This is a genomic window from Gordonia sp. GN26 (genome assembly GCF_054823965.1).
The window spans coordinates 1-14,807 of record NZ_JSYC01000007.1 but is presented as its reverse complement, the minus strand read 5'-3'; the positions used below and the strand labels follow the sequence as shown (position 1 = coordinate 14,807).

Below are 14,807 nucleotides of genomic sequence, written 5' to 3'. Positions count from 1 at the left end.
ACCCTCACGATGCTCCGTATCGTCCCTGCCGCACGCGTACTCGCGGCCTTCCTGTTCTCGGCAGCACTGGCCGGAGGCGTCGCGATTGCCGATGCCAAGCCCTGTCTGATCGACATCGGCAACGGGCAGTTCGCCCCGTGCGCGCCGGGGGTGGTCTCGCACTCTCCCGACGACCCGGGCGGCGGCAACGACCCGGCATCCGAGCCGGCGTCGTTCGAGCACACGCTGGTGGAGACGACTCCGCCGGCCGCAGAGGAGGAACCCGCAGAGGAGCCCGCGGAGGAGGAGCCCGTCGAGAGTGAGCCGCCGGCCGTGAAGTGACGTCTGAACGACCGTCTCCGGTAGAGGCACCCGCGGACACCGCGGGTGCCTCTTTTCTTTATTTCGTTGTGGCACAAGCGACTTGGTCATTCGACCCATGTCACTCCAACAGACGAAAAACGGACAATTCGCCTGCCGACTCTGTTATGACATGGAATGTGAGCTTTGTCTCACAAGGGATGCAACGACGTTCTACTCGACGTGAAGGAACCCCCGATGACCCATATCGTCCCCGCGGCCCGCCTCCTCGCAGCGTTGGTCTTCTCGGCCGCCCTCGCCGGTGGCGTCGCGACCGCGAACGCCCAACCGTGCCAGATGCTTCTACCCAACGGGAAGCTCGCCCCGTGCGCTCCCGACGTCATCTCCACGGCGCCCGGTGAGTACGGAGGCGGCGGCAACGACGGCGCCTCCGACCCCGCTTCGTTCGAGCACACGCTGCTCGACACGACCCCGGCTGTCGCGGCGCCGGAAGAGGAGCCGACCGACGGGCCGGTGGACGAGAACCAGATCGAGGTCCCGCAGCCCGAGGAGAAGGACCCGGACAAGGAGAAGGAAGAGAAGGCGCAGAAGGAGAAGGAGGAGCGGGAGCAGAAGGAGCGGGAACAGAAGGAGAAGGAAGAGCGCGAGCAGAAGGAAAAGGAAGAGCAGGAACAGAAGGAGAAGGAGGAGAAGGAACAGAACGGCTAGTCCTGATCCCTCCCTTCGGCCCCCTTGTGCTACTGCATCATTCGGCCGGCTCGAGCTTCAGGCTGATCGAGTTGATGCAGTAGCGCAGGTCGGTGGGGGTGTCGTAGCCCTCACCGGCGAACACATGGCCCAGGTGGCTCTTGCAGTTCGCGCAGAGCACCTCGACCCGCTTCATGCCGAGTGAGTTGTCCTCGACCTCGATGATCTTGTCTCCGGCGAGCGGGGAGAAGAATGACGGCCAGCCGCAATGCGATTCGAACTTCTGCTCGCTGCGGAACAATTCCGTGTCGCACGCCCGGCAGCGGTAGACGCCGACCGTCTTGGTGTCGGTGTACTCACCGGTGAAGGGTGCTTCGGTGCCGGCCTGGCGCAGTACCCGGTACTCGGCCGGGGTGAGCCGCTGCTTCCACTCCTCGTCGGTGAGGTTCGCGAGGTTCTCGGTGTCGGGCTTGCTGTCGGTCATGGGTTCCACGTTAGCGCGGTCCGGGGTCTCGCCGGCGTCGCTACTTCGACAGCGACAGCTCGTCGTCGGACTTCGCCGCCGGCGTCGGGGGAGCGTCATGCTCCGATCGCATCACCACGTCCTCGCCGGCGACGCCGTCGGACCGCATGTCGAGCCAGCGGAACAGCAGCGAGCAGAACACGGCGATCATCAGCAGCGACCATCCCCAGGTCACCTTGTTGTACTCGACCATCCAGCCGAAGGCTGTCCAGCGTTGCGAGTAGAAGCTGTCGAAGGTCATGCAGCCGTATACGCCGAGCCAGGCCGGCCAGTTGCGCATCGCCGATCCGGGTAGGAGCACCGTCATCAGCAGTGGGAAGAGCAGCATCGAGTAGTAGCCCTGGCCCAGTGAGCCGACGAGGAAGGTGGTGCCCAGTAGCACACCCGACGACGTCGCGAGCCAGAGGAGCTCGTTGGTCTTGCGGTAGTAGCGGTACAGGAACCACAGCGAGAACGCGGCCATCAGCACGAAGGCGACGCGCAGCAGCAGCACCAGCCACGGCGCGACGCCGAAGTATGCGCCGTTGCCCGCGATCGAGCTGTTGTAGTAGTCGCGGGCCTCGCCCAGGTAGGGGACCGTCCGGCTGATGAAGGCGTCGGCGTCCACCGACATCGGCCAGGCGATCGCGGTCAGCACGAGCGGGACCACGATGGCGAAGGCGAACACGCGCCACTGCCGGTTGAGCAGCGGCAGCAGCATCAGCGGCGCCAGAACGGGCTTCACCGACAGCGTCAGGCCCATCGGGACGCCCGCCCACCAGTCGTGCCGCGACCGCATCAGCATCAGGAAGGCGATCATGCCCAGCAGCACGAACGAGTTGAAGTTGGTGAAGATCAGTGTGTGCGAGACGGTCTCGGTGAAGAAGAAGACGAACAGCACCGTCGGCATGACCCACGAGTTCAGGGCGTACCCGAACATCCGGGTCAGCAGGTAGGCGCAGACGAGCAGGACCACGACGCTGACCGCGATGAACGCCCACCGCGCGCGTTCGTAGTCGATGACCGCGACCGGTGCCATCAGCAGCGTGCCCGACGGCGGGTACAGGTAATGCGGGTCGACCGTGCCGTAGTTCTCGCCGTAGACCGGCAGGTTGTTCAGGAAGTTGTAGGCGGCGGCGTACACCGGCTTGAAGTCGTCGGTGCGGTCGCCGTTGACACCCAGGAACAACGAGCGGTGCACGACCATGAACAGGCTGATCGGCCACAGGATCATCGGGATGATCCGCTGCGCACTCATCTGGGGATAGAGATACCTGTCGAGATTCGCCACCCGCGCACCGTACTACGGGTGGCCTCCGACGCTCCGCAGAACCCTCCGGGCCAGCACCGATCCGCCTCGGCTCAGGCGGGGCAGCCGCGCTGGGTCGGCCCGCCGAGGGGTGTCTTCTTCACGTATTCGGCCGCCACCTGGGCAGCGCAGGCGCTGCGACCCAGGACCGAGAAGCCCAGCCCGTCCCAGCTGACGGTGACGGGCTCGGCCCCGGCGTTCATGAACAGCGGGACGAGGGTGTTCGCGCCGTCGCCGCCGTTCACCGGGTCCCGGGTGCCGTTGAGGACCAGCGGGTCGGCGGGCAGGGACGACGGCGGGCGAACCGCGCTGCCCGAGGCCCAGCCGTTGCAACGCACGAGTGACAGGGCGCTGTCGGAGCCGGTCAGGGGACTCTGCTTGGTCCAGGCCTCGACGAGCCCGGGGATCTCGTTCTGGCCCACCGGGCCGGTGACGTCGTTGCATCGCGACACCAGGGCGCCGTCGGTCGTCCGCAGGGCCGCGGCCCGGTCGGCGAGCCGGACGAGCGCACCGGTGTCGCCGCGGTCGGCGGCGGTGATGGCGCGGGACAGATCGAGCAGCGACTCGGGGCGATCGGAGGCGAGCGCGAGTGTCGTCGTGATGGCGTTGAGAGCGGTGGTGTCCGACAGTCCGTCGAGACGCCCGTCTTCGGCCTTGGTGAGGAGGCCGGTCATCACCCGTACCCCGTTGGTGCCGAGGGTGCACCCGTCGAGCGTCGAGCATCGCTGCGCGAATCCCTGCAGCGCGGTCTGGACACCCTGAGCGCGAAGGTGCGCCCGATCGCGGGCGTTCGCGCCGAACGGCGTCGGGGTGTCGAGGATGATGCGTCCCGCGCGGCCGCCGTAGAGGGAGGAGTACGCCAGGACGACGTCGGAGCCCTCACCGACACCGATGAGACCCAGGTGTTCGACGCCCCAGCGCTGCCGGAGGGTCTCGAGGTCCGCGGCGGCGAACTGCGCCCCGAAGTTGAGCTGGTACGGCGTGAGCGTCTCGGTGCAACCGTCCGAGGCCGACGATGCAGCCGAGGCGAGCCGGGAGATGCGCGCCTGCGTGCTGGTCCCGCGTGCGGTGAGTCCGTTGTCGGCGATCGTGCTCCGCTCGAGCCGGGTCATGCAGTCGAGGTCCCCGCTCTGGGGGATGCCGCGATGGTCGACGGCCACCACCGGGTGGGCGTCGAGGAAGGCCCGGCCAGGCCCGGACGACATCACCATCAGCGTGCGGGACGACGGGAGATCCGATCCCGAGGTGAGGACGAGCGGCGGGGCGTCGGCGGGCGTCGCGGCGGTGCGGGCCCGCGTAGCCGCGATGCGTACGACCTCACCGTCGGGCTTGTTCCGGTCGACGGGGGAGTCGAACTCCGCGCACTCGACGGTCACCCCGGCCGGGCGGGCGATGCCGTAGCGTCCGGCGGTCCCTGCCGCGCAGTCCGACCAGTCGAGGTCGGCCTTCGGCGCGGCGAGCGCCGGCGCCGGGGGAGGCGCGGACGACGAGGGCGCCGGACCCTGACCGCCGCCGCCACCGGGGATGAGTTCGGGGCCGCGGTCGGGGCCCACGGCGCACGACGACACTCCGATCGCGACGATCACACCCAGGACTGCCGTGACGGCGTGCGCTCTTCGCATGTCCGCGAGCGTAGTCAACGATGCCCGGTGACGGCCGTGCGGTGATCCGTTCGGATCGGTCAGTGGATGGACGATCGGCCGTGACGCAGCCAGCGCGTGAAGACGTAACCGTCGTCGTCGGTGATGATCGCGGCCGGTGACATCCCCTTGAGTGCGGCGGTCCCGTCCTTACCGTCGCCGGCCTGCACGGCGATGCGGCCGGCATCCCCACCGGCCAGATGGGGGCTGGTCGTCAGGCACAGTTCATCGAGCAGGTCGGCGGCGATGATCGAGCCGAGCAGCCTCGGGCCGCCCTCGCAGAGCACCCGCGGCCAACCTCGCTCGCCGCAGGTCTCGATCAGCGCCGAGGTGTCGACGGCGTCCTCGCCGCAGTCGATCAGGGTGGCGCCGGCGTCGACGAGCGCGGTGCGGCGCTCCGCGGGGGCCGACGCGCAGGTGAGCACGACGGTGTCGGGGTCGCTCAGCGGCGGGTAGTCCGGCGGGATCGAGAGCGACCGCGACACCAAGGCGAGCGCGGGCGCGGGCGCCTGTCCGTTCGCTTCCCGGAGGTCGGCGAACGCGGAGTCGGGTCGCGGCTGGCGATACCCCTCGGTCGTCGCCGTCCCGGCGCCGACGAGGATGACGTCGGCGAGTCCGCGCAGGACCCGGAAGACGGTCTTGTCCCCGTCGCCGCCGAGTCCGCCCGACTTCCCGTCGTGGGTGGCCGCGCCATCGATCGAGGCGATCATGTTGGCCCGGACGAAGGGGGCCGCGGCGCCGGGCCCCTCTGACGGCCGCGGTGGATAGCGGTAGTGCTCGGCCAGGCCGAGCAGTGTCTCGTTCCCCTTCTCGCCGGACTCCGCGGATGTGACCTGGGTCGCTTTCTGCAGGTGGAACATGCATCCATACTTCCGGAGATCGCTACTCTCCACACATGGCGGCCCGACTTTGCGATCGCAACCCTGCGACCTCGCCGGACGCACTCATCGATGAGATGGTGCCTCCGTCGACCTTCGACGACGTGAGCTTCGATTCCTACATCCCCGATCCGAAGGAGCCGTCGCAGGCCGAGGCGGTCGCCAAGGCACGCGACTTCGTCGCCCGGGCCTCCAAGGCCCGCTCCGGGAAGAAGGGCCTGTTCTCCCGCAAGGCGCCCTCGCAGGGGATCGGCCTGTACCTCGACGGCGGGTTCGGTGTCGGCAAGACCCACCTCCTGGCCTCGATCTACCACTCCATGCCCGAGCCGAAGTCATTCGCGACCTTCGTCGAGGTCACCCACGTGGTCGGCGCGCTGGGCTTCGTCAATGCCGTCGAGCGCCTCTCGAAGCACACCGTCCTCTGCATCGACGAGTTCGAACTCGACGATCCCGGCGACACGATGCTCGTGTCGCGCCTGCTCACCGAGCTGACGGCGAAGGGTGTGTCGGTGGTCGCCACCTCGAACACCCTGCCCGGCCAGCTCGGCGAGGGCCGGTTCGCGGCCCAGGACTTCCTGCGCGAGATCCGCAAGCTCTCGGCGGTGTTCGAGACGATCCGCGTCGACGGCCCCGACTACCGTCACCGCGACCTGCCGCCGGCCCCGGACCCGCGCACCGAGTCCGAGCTCGTCGACATCGCCGACTCCACCGAGGGCGCGACCCTCGATGAGTTCGACGCGCTGTGCGATCACCTGAGCACGCTGCATCCGTCGAAGTACAAGGACCTCGTCGACGGCGTCTCGCTGGTGTGCATCACCGGCGTCCACCCCGCCAAGGACCAGTCGGTGGCCCTGCGCCTCGTGGTGCTCGCCGACCGGCTCTACGACGCACACGTCCCGGTGACGGTCTCCGGCGCCAAGCTCGACGAGATCTTCACCGACGAGATGCTCGCGGGTGGCTACCGCAAGAAGTACCTGCGCGCGACCTCGCGTCTGCTGGCCCTGTCGCGATTCGCCGAATCGGCTGCCTGAGGGTTTCTGCGGCCTGCGCTGAAAAGCGCCCCTGGAAACCACCCGATGGAGCGGGGCCACCGACATAGTGTCATTGGCCCAGCTGTGGAGGGCGGATCGCAGGGGCGTTTTTCGGGGGCGGATTTCAGCGCCGACGGTAGCTGCTTTCCAGCTTCTGCGTGAACACGTAATCGTGTTCGACACTCCCGCCGAGGTCGAAGGTCCGCACGCCGGCGCGCGTGAAACCGGTTTTGGCGTAGAACTTCTGGGCCCGTTCGTTGAGCTGGTTCACGCCCAGCCAGACGACGACGCTGCCACGGTCGCGGGCACGATCGAGCGCCGCGTCCATCAGAGCGCGAGACGGGCTGAGACCGGGACGCGAATGATGGTCGGGGAGTACGTACATCTTCGACACCTCGCTCGCCGGTCGCTCCGGGACGAGTTCGGCGACAACGGGGTTCGTTGGATCGCCGTGCAGCACCAGCGCGTACCCGATGATCGGACCGCCGGCGCCGTCCCGGGCGACGAGCACGTCGGCGTCCGGGTCGGCGATGTACCAGCGGAAGTTCCTTTCACCGAGGTTGGTCGCGATGAACTGCGCGATGTCCTCGGTGGCGGCATGCGGCGGGCACGCCAGGGGAAAGGTCGCGCCGGCGACCTCGGCCACCGATGCCGCCCGCTCGGGATCGGTGACGAGCTCGACGCTCACCGCGGGACGAGTCGACGTCACGACCGCGAATCGGCCGACGACAGTGGACGATCCGGGTCCGCGGTCCAGGCGTTCATCGACCCGTCGTACACCGCGACGTCATCGCGGCCGAGTGCCTTCAGAGCGAATGCCGCTGCCGTGGCGGCGATCCCGCCACCGCAGTAGGTGACCGGTCGTACCGACGGGTCGAGGGCGCCCGCGTCGGCGAACAGTCCGCGCAGTTCCTCGAGCGGCTTCAGTGACCCGGACTCGTCGACGAGTTCGCCGAACGGGACATTGACGCTGCTCGGGATGTGTCCGCCGGCGAACGACTCCCGGTCGAGAGCGTTGACCAGCAGCACCGACGAATCCGCGGTGGCCGCGACCACCTCGTCGGTCGAGAAGATCCGTTCCGGTCGGCGCTGCGCGGTGAAAGTCGATGCCGGATAGGTCGATTCACCGGTCTCCGTCGGGAGCCCCGCCGCCACCCAGGCGCCGTACCCGCCGTCGAGGACGACGACGTCGTCGAAACCCTCGAGGCCGAACTGCCACCACAGGCGGGTTGCCCAGATGCCGTTGACCGTGTCGTAGACGACGACGGTCGAGTCGTCGCCGATCCCGCCCGCGCCGACCGCCGCGGCGAACTTCTCCGACGACGCCGCCGCGAACGGGGCCTCGCCGTTCGGATCGGACAACTCGGTGATCTGGTCGAGGAACACCGCGCCCGGCAGGTGACCCTGGAGGTAGGTGTCACGACCGGAGGCGACGTGCGCACCGTCGGCGTCGAAGCTCAGGTGAACCGTCGCGTCGACGATGCGCAGGCGCCCCTCACCGAGGCGCTTCTGCAGTTCGTTCGGGGTGATCAGAGGTGCGGAGGTCATGCCTGACACGGTAGTCCGGCAGCCGCCACGCCGGTTCTCAGGGATCGAGCGGTTCCGCCGTGATGGGTTCGGTGTGGAAGTCGGCGAGATCGACGTGTCGGGTCTTCGCCCAGTAGTCGACGATCCGCCACGGCAGCACGGCCACGACCCGCCCGTCGGGGTTGCGATACCAGTTGGTCATCGCGGGATGCGTCCACACCATGCGTGCGTGCGCGCGGTCGACGGCGTCGTTGTACTCATCGGTGACGTCACGACGCACCTCGAGAGCGCCGAGGCGGCGCTCGATCATGGCGCGGATGGCGTCGCAGACGTAGCGCACCTGGTATTCGAGGATGCTGATGAAGCTGCCCCCGTGTCCGAGCGCGGTGTTGGGACCGGTGAGGATGAACAGGTTGGGGAAGTCCGGCGCGGTGATGCCGAGGTAGGCGTACGCGTCGTGATCGCCCCAGGCCTCGACCGTCGTCTTGCCGCTGCGGCCGACGACGTCCATCGGGTACAGGTAGCGGTCGCTGTGGAAGCCGGTCGCGAAGACGATGATGTCGAAGTCGTGTGCCCGGCCGGTGGAGTCGACGAGCCCGGACTCGGTGACGGAGTCCACGCCGTGGCCCACCAGCTCCACGTTCGGCTGCCGCAACATGCGGAACCAGCCGTTGTCCAACAGCATTCGCTTGCCGAAGGGCGGATAGTCCGGCGTCGACAGCTCGACGAGATCGTCGCGGTCGCCGAGCTCGGCACGCATGTACCGCAGGTAGAACTCGCGGTGGCCGTGGTTCGCGGCGTTGATCGACGCGGTGGGTTCGGGCCATTCGGGGTCGACGTGCAGAGTCGAGTGGACCTTGTCGTTGAAGATCCAGGACAGCCGTGCGCGGTACCACTCCCGGTACCCGGGCAGGTTGTTCATCAGCCAGTGCACGTTGTCGCCGACCGGCGCGAAGTAGTCGTCGTTGGGGGCGATCCACTGCGGCGACCGCTGGAAGACCGTCAGCGACCCGACCTTGTCGACGATGGCCGGCCCGATCTGCATCGCCGACGCGCCGGAGCCGACGATGGCGACGCGCTTGCCGGCCAGGGCGCCGGGCTCGTCGAGTTCGGTGGGCCAGTGGGCGGAGTGGAACATCCGGCCGGTGAAGGTGTCCATGCCGGCGAGTTGGGGGAGTTTGGGCCGGTTGAGGATGCCGACCGCGCTGATGAGGATGCGCGAGGTGAGGGTGCTCTCGTTCCCGTCCCGGTCGCGGACCCGCACCACCCACTGTTGGGCGTCGGAATCGTAGGCGGCCGAGAGGACCTCGGTGCTGAACCGGACGCGGTCGCGCACCGCGTGACGGTCGGCGAAGGCCTGCAGGTAGCCCTGGACCTCGTCGCGCTTGCCGAAGTGGGTGGACCAGTCATGGTCGAAGGAGGAGATCGAGTACAGGTAGCTCGGGGTGTCGACGCCGGCGCCCGGGTACTGGTTCTCGTACCAGGAGCCGCCGACCTCGTCGTTCTTCTCCAGCACGGTGTGCTCGATGCCGGCCTCGGCGAGCTGCGTGGAGATCAGCATCCCGGCCACGCCGGCGCCGATGACCAGGGCGTTCATCGTCGAACCGAGGTCGTCGGGCAGTTCCGGCAGGTGGGAGTCGCGCAGGTCACCGCGCACGATCTCGCTCATCATCGGCGCGAACTCCGGTGCCACCGGTTCGCCGGCGGTGAAGGACATCAGTGTGGCGACGAGATCCTCGTCGGCCGGCACCCGTGCCGGTGACCCCTGCTCGTACCAGTCTTCGAGGGCATCGACGACCGCGTCGCGGATCTCGGCCTGCACGTCCTCGGGCAGGCCACCGGTCGAGTTGTCGTCCATGCCGCGGCTACGGGTCGGACGGTAGCGATCGGCCAGCCAGCGGCGATCGCCGGTCATCTCCACCAGCACGGCGAGCAGCGTCGGGATGTTGCCCGCGTCGACCGCGGTCCGGATCTCCGAGGGGGCCGGACGCGTCTCCGGGCGCAGGGAAACTGAAGTCATGGTTGCAACTAACCACTGTTAGTCCCAGTTCGTCAACACTGGGAAAGTGTCGATTTGTGATGCTTGACGGCCGCGATCTCGTGTGGAACTGTGTCCCCAGTCATACTAACAACGGTTAGTGATCACGGAGGTTGACATGGAACTCAGCGAGGCAATGCGCACTACCGGCACGTGCCGCTACTTCAGCGACAAGCCCGTCGAGGACGAGGTGTTCTACCGGGCGTTCGACGACGCGCGCTTCGGTCCGCAGGGCGGGAACCGGCAGCCGGTCCGCTGGGTCGTCGTCCGTGACGACGTCACCAAGAAGGCGCTCGCCGACCTCTACCTGCCCTTCTGGGAGCCGTACTACAACTCGATCCTCGAGGGTTCCAAGAAGGTGGGCGCCGTCCCGAAGACCATCGAGAGCGCCAACTACTTTGCTCACCACCTCGCCGAGGTGCCCGCGCTCGTGGTGGTGTGCGCCGACGCGGAGGGACTGCATCCCACCGATCACGAACTCGGCCGACTCAGCGTCGTCGGCGGCGCGTCGATCTACCCGAGCGTGCAGAACCTGACCCTCGCACTGCGTCAGCAGGGTGTCGCCACCGCACTCACGACTCTGTTGTGCGCAGCGGAGAACGAGGTCAAGGACCTGCTCGGCATCCCCGACGGATTCATCACCGCGGCACACATCGCGGTCGGCTACCCGCAGAACGGCTTCCCGCGCAAGCTCACCCGCAGCCCCGTCGAGGAGATCGCCTTCCTCGACCGCTTCGACAATCGGATGTTCGCGTGAGCGCCCCCGCCATGACCGCAGAAGGACATCTCACCGACCGCAGACTCACGGAGAACCAGACGTCGCCGTTGGGGCGCGCGACGATCGGTGACCAGCTGCGCAGGCTCTCGCGGTCGCAGGGCAACAAGCCCGCGATCATCGCCTACGACGCCGCCGGCGGCCGCACGTCGACCAGTTACGGCGACCTCAACCGCATGGCCAACCGGGTCGCGCACGTGCTCGTCGACCTCGGCGTCCGGCGCGGCGACCGGGTCGCGGTGATGAGCCGCAATCGCGTCGAGACCGTGGCGTCGTACTACGGCGCATTGAAGGTCGGCGCTGCGTACTCCGGGGTCAGCCCTCTGTTCCGCGAGAAGGAGGTCGCCCAGCAGCTCGGTCATCTCGAGCCCGCGGTCCTCGTCGTCGAACGCGACCTGGCACCCCTGGCAGGCCCGATCGCCGACAGTCTCGGCATCTCGGTGCTCGTCGTCGGGGAGCCCGCATCGGACTCGTGGAACTCCTTCGACGAGCTGGTCGGACGGGCCGACGACGCCGAACCCGACTCCGACGTCGACGAACACGACCTGGCGATGATCGTGTACACCAGCGGCACCGAGTCGACCCCCAAGGGCGTCGAGATCGCGCACCGCAACTACCTGATCTCCACCGCACCCGCGTACACCTGGGGTCTGCGGTGTCTGAACGACGACGTCTGGCTGTACGTCATGCCGTTCCACACGATCGCGGGTATCGGATCACTGACCTCGCTGACCCTGCTCGGCGCCACGCTCGTGCTGCCGGCGGCGGTCGACCCGGCGACGTCGTTGCGGATGATCCGCGACGAGAAGATCTCGGTGCTCGCCCAGACCCCGACGTTCTTCATCGCCCTGGCCAATCACCCCGACTTCGGGCCCGACACCGTCGGCACCGTGCGTCGCTGCCTCACCTACGGCGGTCAGGTGTCCCCGCACGCCGTCGACGCCTGGGCCACCGCCACACCGGATTCGGTGTGGGGCACCTACTGGGGCCAGTCCGAGCTCACCCAGCTCGGCTCGGTCGGATGGTTCAAGCGCCTCGAGGACGTCCCCAATCAGGACCCGACCTGGATCGGCAAGCCGGTCGGCCACCTCGAGGTCCGCGTCGTCGACGCCGACGGCAACGAGGCCGAGGAAGGCGAACTCCTCTGTCGCACACCGTCGGTCATGCTCGGTTACTTCAAGGACCCGGAGAAGACCGCCCAGGTCCTCGAGGGTGGCTGGGTGCACACCGGCGACATCGTGCGCATCGACGACGAGGGCAACATGTTCTTCCGCGACCGGCGCAAGGACATGATCAAGACCGGTGGATACAACGTCGCCTCCCAGGAGGTCGAGCGAGTGCTGCAGGCGCACCCCGACGTCGAGCGGGCCGCGGTCGTGGGCCTGCCCGATCCGTACTGGTCCGAGGCGGTCACCGGTTTCGTCGTGCTGCGTGCGGCTAGTTCGTTGTCCGCGGAGGACATTCGCGAGCACTGCCGCACCGATCTGGCGTCGTACAAAGTGCCCAAGGCGGTGCACCTCGTCGATGAGTTGCCCACCGACGCCCAGGGCAAGTTGCTGAAGCGGGAGTTGAGGAGGTCCTATGGAACCGGTCAGGGCTGACGACCCCGTCGCGGACGCCTCGAGTCGAGCGGTGGAGGGGACGCGTCCGCGCACCCGCCGCGACGAGATCGCCGAGGCCGCGGCACGCTACTTCGCCGAACACGGCTACGCCAACGCCGGCATGCGCGACATCGCCGAGGCCGTCGGCATGCGAGGTGCGAGTCTCTACAACCACTTCCACTCCAAAGAGGAGATCCTCTACGCGATCGCGTTGCGTATGACCGAGGATCCGCAGGCGGACCTGCTCCTGCTCGACGGTGAAGGCGGACCGGTTCAGCGGCTCACCGGCCTGGTCGAGGCCCACGTCCGACGCCTCGCCCGCCACCGGGTGGAACACCTCGTGGCGCTCCGGGAGCTGTCGGCGCTGACGCCCGAACATCGCCGGGTGGTCACCGACTATCGCAAGTACTACCAGCGACGCATCCGCGACGTGATCGAGGCGGGCGCCCGTATGGGCGTGTTCGAGGTGCGCGACGCGCATCAGTCCGCGATCGCGGTGCTCGACCTGATGAACGGCATCAGCTGGTGGCTGCGCGATGAACACGACGTCGACCAATTGGTCGACGACTACGTCGATTTCACCATCCGCGGAATCCTCCACCACCAGGCGGATTCGTGACCGGTCCGCTCGCCGGCGTGCGCGTGGTCGAGATGCCGGGCCTGGGTCCGACACCGCACGCCGCGATGATGCTCGCCGACCTCGGCGCCGACGTCGTCCGGATCCGACGCCCCGGCCCCGAGGCCCCGGGCCCCGACGGCATCGTCGAGGCGGACGCCGGGCTCTACCGGTCCCGACGCAGCGTCGACGCCGACCTCAAGGACCCCGCCGACCTGAATCGTATCCGCGAGATGATCCGGCGCGCCGACATCCTCATCGAGGGTTTCCGGCCGGGCGTGATGGAGCGTCTCGGCCTCGGACCCGAGATCTGTGACGGCGCACCGCAACTCGTGTATGCCCGCATGACCGGGTGGGGTCAGGACGGTGACCGCGCGATGCTTGCCGGCCACGACATCAATTATCTGGCCGTGACCGGTGTGCTCGAGGCGATGGGCCCGGCCGGAGCGCCACCGGTTCCGCCGCTGTCCCTGGCCGGCGATTTCGGCGGGGGATCGATGCTGCTCGTGGTCGGCGTGCTGGCCGCGCTCCACGACCGGTCGCGCACCGGTCGCGGACAGGTCGTCGACGCAGCGATGGTCGACGGCGCCGGTCTGCTCGCGCAGCTGCAGTGGTCGTGGAAAGCGGCCGGCCGCTGGGTGTCCCGGTCGGAGGGCAACCTCCTCGACGGTTCCGCACCCTTCTACGCGACGTACGAGTGCGCGGACGGCCGGTTCGTCGCCGTCGGCGCGCTCGAGGAGAAGTTCTGGCGCAACCTGATCGGGACCCTCGGACTCGGCGACCTTCCCCACCGCTGGGATCGCGCGCACTGGCCGGTCATCTCCGCCGCCCTCGCCGCCCGGTTCGCCACGCGCAGCCGCGACGAGTGGGCCGACGAGTTCACCGGCGTCGACGCGTGTCTCACCCCGGTACTCGACTTCGACGAAGCGGCCGCCGATCCCGTTGCGCGGCAACGCGGCAGCTACGTCACCGTCGACGGCGCCGTACAGCCCGCACCCGCCCCACGGTTCTCTCGAACCGTCCTGCCCACGCCGTCAGGATCCTCGACCGTGGACCTGACGCAGATTCTCGATCAATGGTCGACCGATTCACCTGTGGAGGTGTCGTGAGTTTCCCCAGCCCGTTCCCCGACGTCGAGATCCCCGAGGTCAGCGTCCACGAGTTCCTGTTCGGCTCGATCGCCGACGACGAGCTCGCACGCACCGCCCTGGTGGACCCGAAATCCGGTGCGGTGACGTCCTATCGAGAGCTGATCGCCCAGATCGACGCGGTCGCCGGCTGGCTGACGTCGCGGGGGATCGGGGTGGGTGACGTCGTCGGCATCCTCTCGCCCAACATCCCGGCGTTCGCCTCGGTCTTCCACGGCATTCTGCGTGCCGGAGCCACCGCGACGACGATCAACGCGCTGTTCACCGCGCCCGAGATCGCCAAGCAGTTGCGGGATTCCGGCGCCACGATGCTGGTCACGATCTCGCCGATGGCCGCCCAGGCGAAGGCCGCCGTCGCCGAGGTCGGACTGGACGACGCGAGCCTCGTCGTGCTCGACGGTGAGGGGCAGGACGCCTCGGGTCACCCGAATGCCGCCGACGTGCTCGGCGCGGGATTGCCCGCGCCGCAGGTGTCCTTCGATCCGGCCAGCCATGTCGCGGTCCTGCCTTACAGCTCGGGTACGACCGGCAACCCGAAGGGGGTCGCACTCTCGCACCGCAATCTGGTCGCCAACGTCGCCCAGCTGAAGCCGTTGCAGGGCATGACCGCCGACGACGTGGTGATCGCGGTGCTGCCGTTCTTCCACATCTACGGCATGACCGTGTTGCTGAACGCGGCGCTGTTCAACCGGTCGTCGCTGGTCGTGATGCCGAAGTTCGACCTGGTGGAGTTCCTGGAGAACATCCAGAACCAC

15 protein-coding genes are annotated in these 14,807 nt (G+C 68.2%); 8 read left to right on the top strand and 7 right to left on the bottom strand.

The genetic code is table 11. From position 1 onward, the window contains the following. The first annotated feature begins 9 nt into the window (after positions 1–9). Positions 10–321: a hypothetical protein gene (locus OK17_RS01530; RefSeq protein ID WP_461416472.1), complete on the top strand. Its 312-nt coding sequence runs from the start codon at positions 10–12 to the stop codon at positions 319–321. A gap of 216 nt (positions 322–537) precedes the next feature. Beyond that, positions 538–1,008, top strand: a complete 471-nt coding sequence (locus OK17_RS01525) for a hypothetical protein (RefSeq protein WP_461416471.1) — start codon at positions 538–540, stop codon at positions 1,006–1,008. 37 nt (positions 1,009–1,045) lie between these two features. Here OK17_RS01525 and msrB read toward each other — a convergent pair whose 3' ends face one another. The 4 genes from msrB to OK17_RS01505 all read right to left on the bottom strand — a co-directional run bounded on the left by msrB (position 1,046) and on the right by OK17_RS01505 (position 5,298). After that, a complete protein-coding gene (msrB, locus tag OK17_RS01520; protein ID WP_182372123.1) occupies positions 1,046–1,471 on the bottom strand; it encodes a peptide-methionine (R)-S-oxide reductase MsrB in 426 nt (141 codons plus the stop codon). 40 nt (positions 1,472–1,511) lie between these two features. Beyond that, positions 1,512–2,780 carry a glycosyltransferase family 87 protein gene (locus OK17_RS01515; protein WP_461416470.1) on the bottom strand — a complete coding sequence of 423 codons (1,269 nt, stop codon included), beginning with the start codon at positions 2,778–2,780 and terminating at the stop codon, positions 1,512–1,514. Positions 2,781–2,851: 71 nt separating this feature from the next. Continuing rightward, on the bottom strand, positions 2,852–4,420 hold the full coding sequence (locus tag OK17_RS01510; protein WP_461416469.1) for an alpha/beta hydrolase: 1,569 nt from the start codon (positions 4,418–4,420) through the stop codon (positions 2,852–2,854). A 59-nt stretch (positions 4,421–4,479) separates the two neighbouring features. Further along, on the bottom strand, positions 4,480–5,298 hold the full coding sequence (locus tag OK17_RS01505) for a pyrimidine reductase family protein (RefSeq protein ID WP_461416468.1): 819 nt from the start codon (positions 5,296–5,298) through the stop codon (positions 4,480–4,482). Between the two features lie 35 nt (positions 5,299–5,333). Between OK17_RS01505 and zapE the strand changes: the two genes are divergently transcribed. Beyond that, positions 5,334–6,347: a cell division protein ZapE gene (zapE, locus tag OK17_RS01500; protein ID WP_461416467.1), complete on the top strand. Its 1,014-nt coding sequence runs from the start codon at positions 5,334–5,336 to the stop codon at positions 6,345–6,347. A gap of 124 nt (positions 6,348–6,471) precedes the next feature. Here zapE and OK17_RS01495 read toward each other — a convergent pair whose 3' ends face one another. The 3 genes from OK17_RS01495 to OK17_RS01485 are packed head-to-tail and all read right to left on the bottom strand — an operon-like array spanning position 6,472 to position 9,894. After that, complete coding sequence (locus OK17_RS01495; protein ID WP_232719408.1) at positions 6,472–7,056, bottom strand: GNAT family N-acetyltransferase; 585 nt, start codon at positions 7,054–7,056, stop codon at positions 6,472–6,474. Beyond that, positions 7,053–7,895: a sulfurtransferase gene (locus tag OK17_RS01490; protein ID WP_461416466.1), complete on the bottom strand. Its 843-nt coding sequence runs from the start codon at positions 7,893–7,895 to the stop codon at positions 7,053–7,055. The genes OK17_RS01495 and OK17_RS01490 overlap by 4 nt, the downstream gene beginning before the upstream one ends. Before the next feature lie 37 nt (positions 7,896–7,932). Beyond that, positions 7,933–9,894: a flavin-containing monooxygenase gene (locus tag OK17_RS01485; protein WP_461416465.1), complete on the bottom strand. Its 1,962-nt coding sequence runs from the start codon at positions 9,892–9,894 to the stop codon at positions 7,933–7,935. Positions 9,895–10,030: 136 nt separating this feature from the next. On the opposite strand from OK17_RS01485, the gene OK17_RS01480 reads away from it, so the two are divergent. The 5 genes from OK17_RS01480 to OK17_RS01460 all read left to right on the top strand — a co-directional run. After that, entirely contained in the window at positions 10,031–10,669 is a 639-nt protein-coding gene (locus tag OK17_RS01480; RefSeq protein ID WP_461416464.1) for a nitroreductase family protein, read from the top strand. Between the two features lie 11 nt (positions 10,670–10,680). Further along, positions 10,681–12,288 carry a class I adenylate-forming enzyme family protein gene (locus OK17_RS01475; protein WP_461416603.1) on the top strand — a complete coding sequence of 536 codons (1,608 nt, stop codon included), beginning with the start codon at positions 10,681–10,683 and terminating at the stop codon, positions 12,286–12,288. After that, positions 12,269–12,907 carry a TetR family transcriptional regulator gene (locus OK17_RS01470; RefSeq protein ID WP_461416463.1) on the top strand — a complete coding sequence of 213 codons (639 nt, stop codon included), beginning with the start codon at positions 12,269–12,271 and terminating at the stop codon, positions 12,905–12,907. The genes OK17_RS01475 and OK17_RS01470 overlap by 20 nt, the downstream gene beginning before the upstream one ends. Further along, positions 12,904–14,013 carry a CaiB/BaiF CoA transferase family protein gene (locus tag OK17_RS01465; RefSeq protein ID WP_461416462.1) on the top strand — a complete coding sequence of 370 codons (1,110 nt, stop codon included), beginning with the start codon at positions 12,904–12,906 and terminating at the stop codon, positions 14,011–14,013. Before OK17_RS01470 ends, OK17_RS01465 begins: the two co-directional genes overlap by 4 nt. Further along, on the top strand, positions 14,010–14,807 hold a 798-nt coding region (locus tag OK17_RS01460; RefSeq protein WP_461416461.1), incomplete at its 3' end, for an AMP-binding protein. The genes OK17_RS01465 and OK17_RS01460, both read left to right, overlap by 4 nt.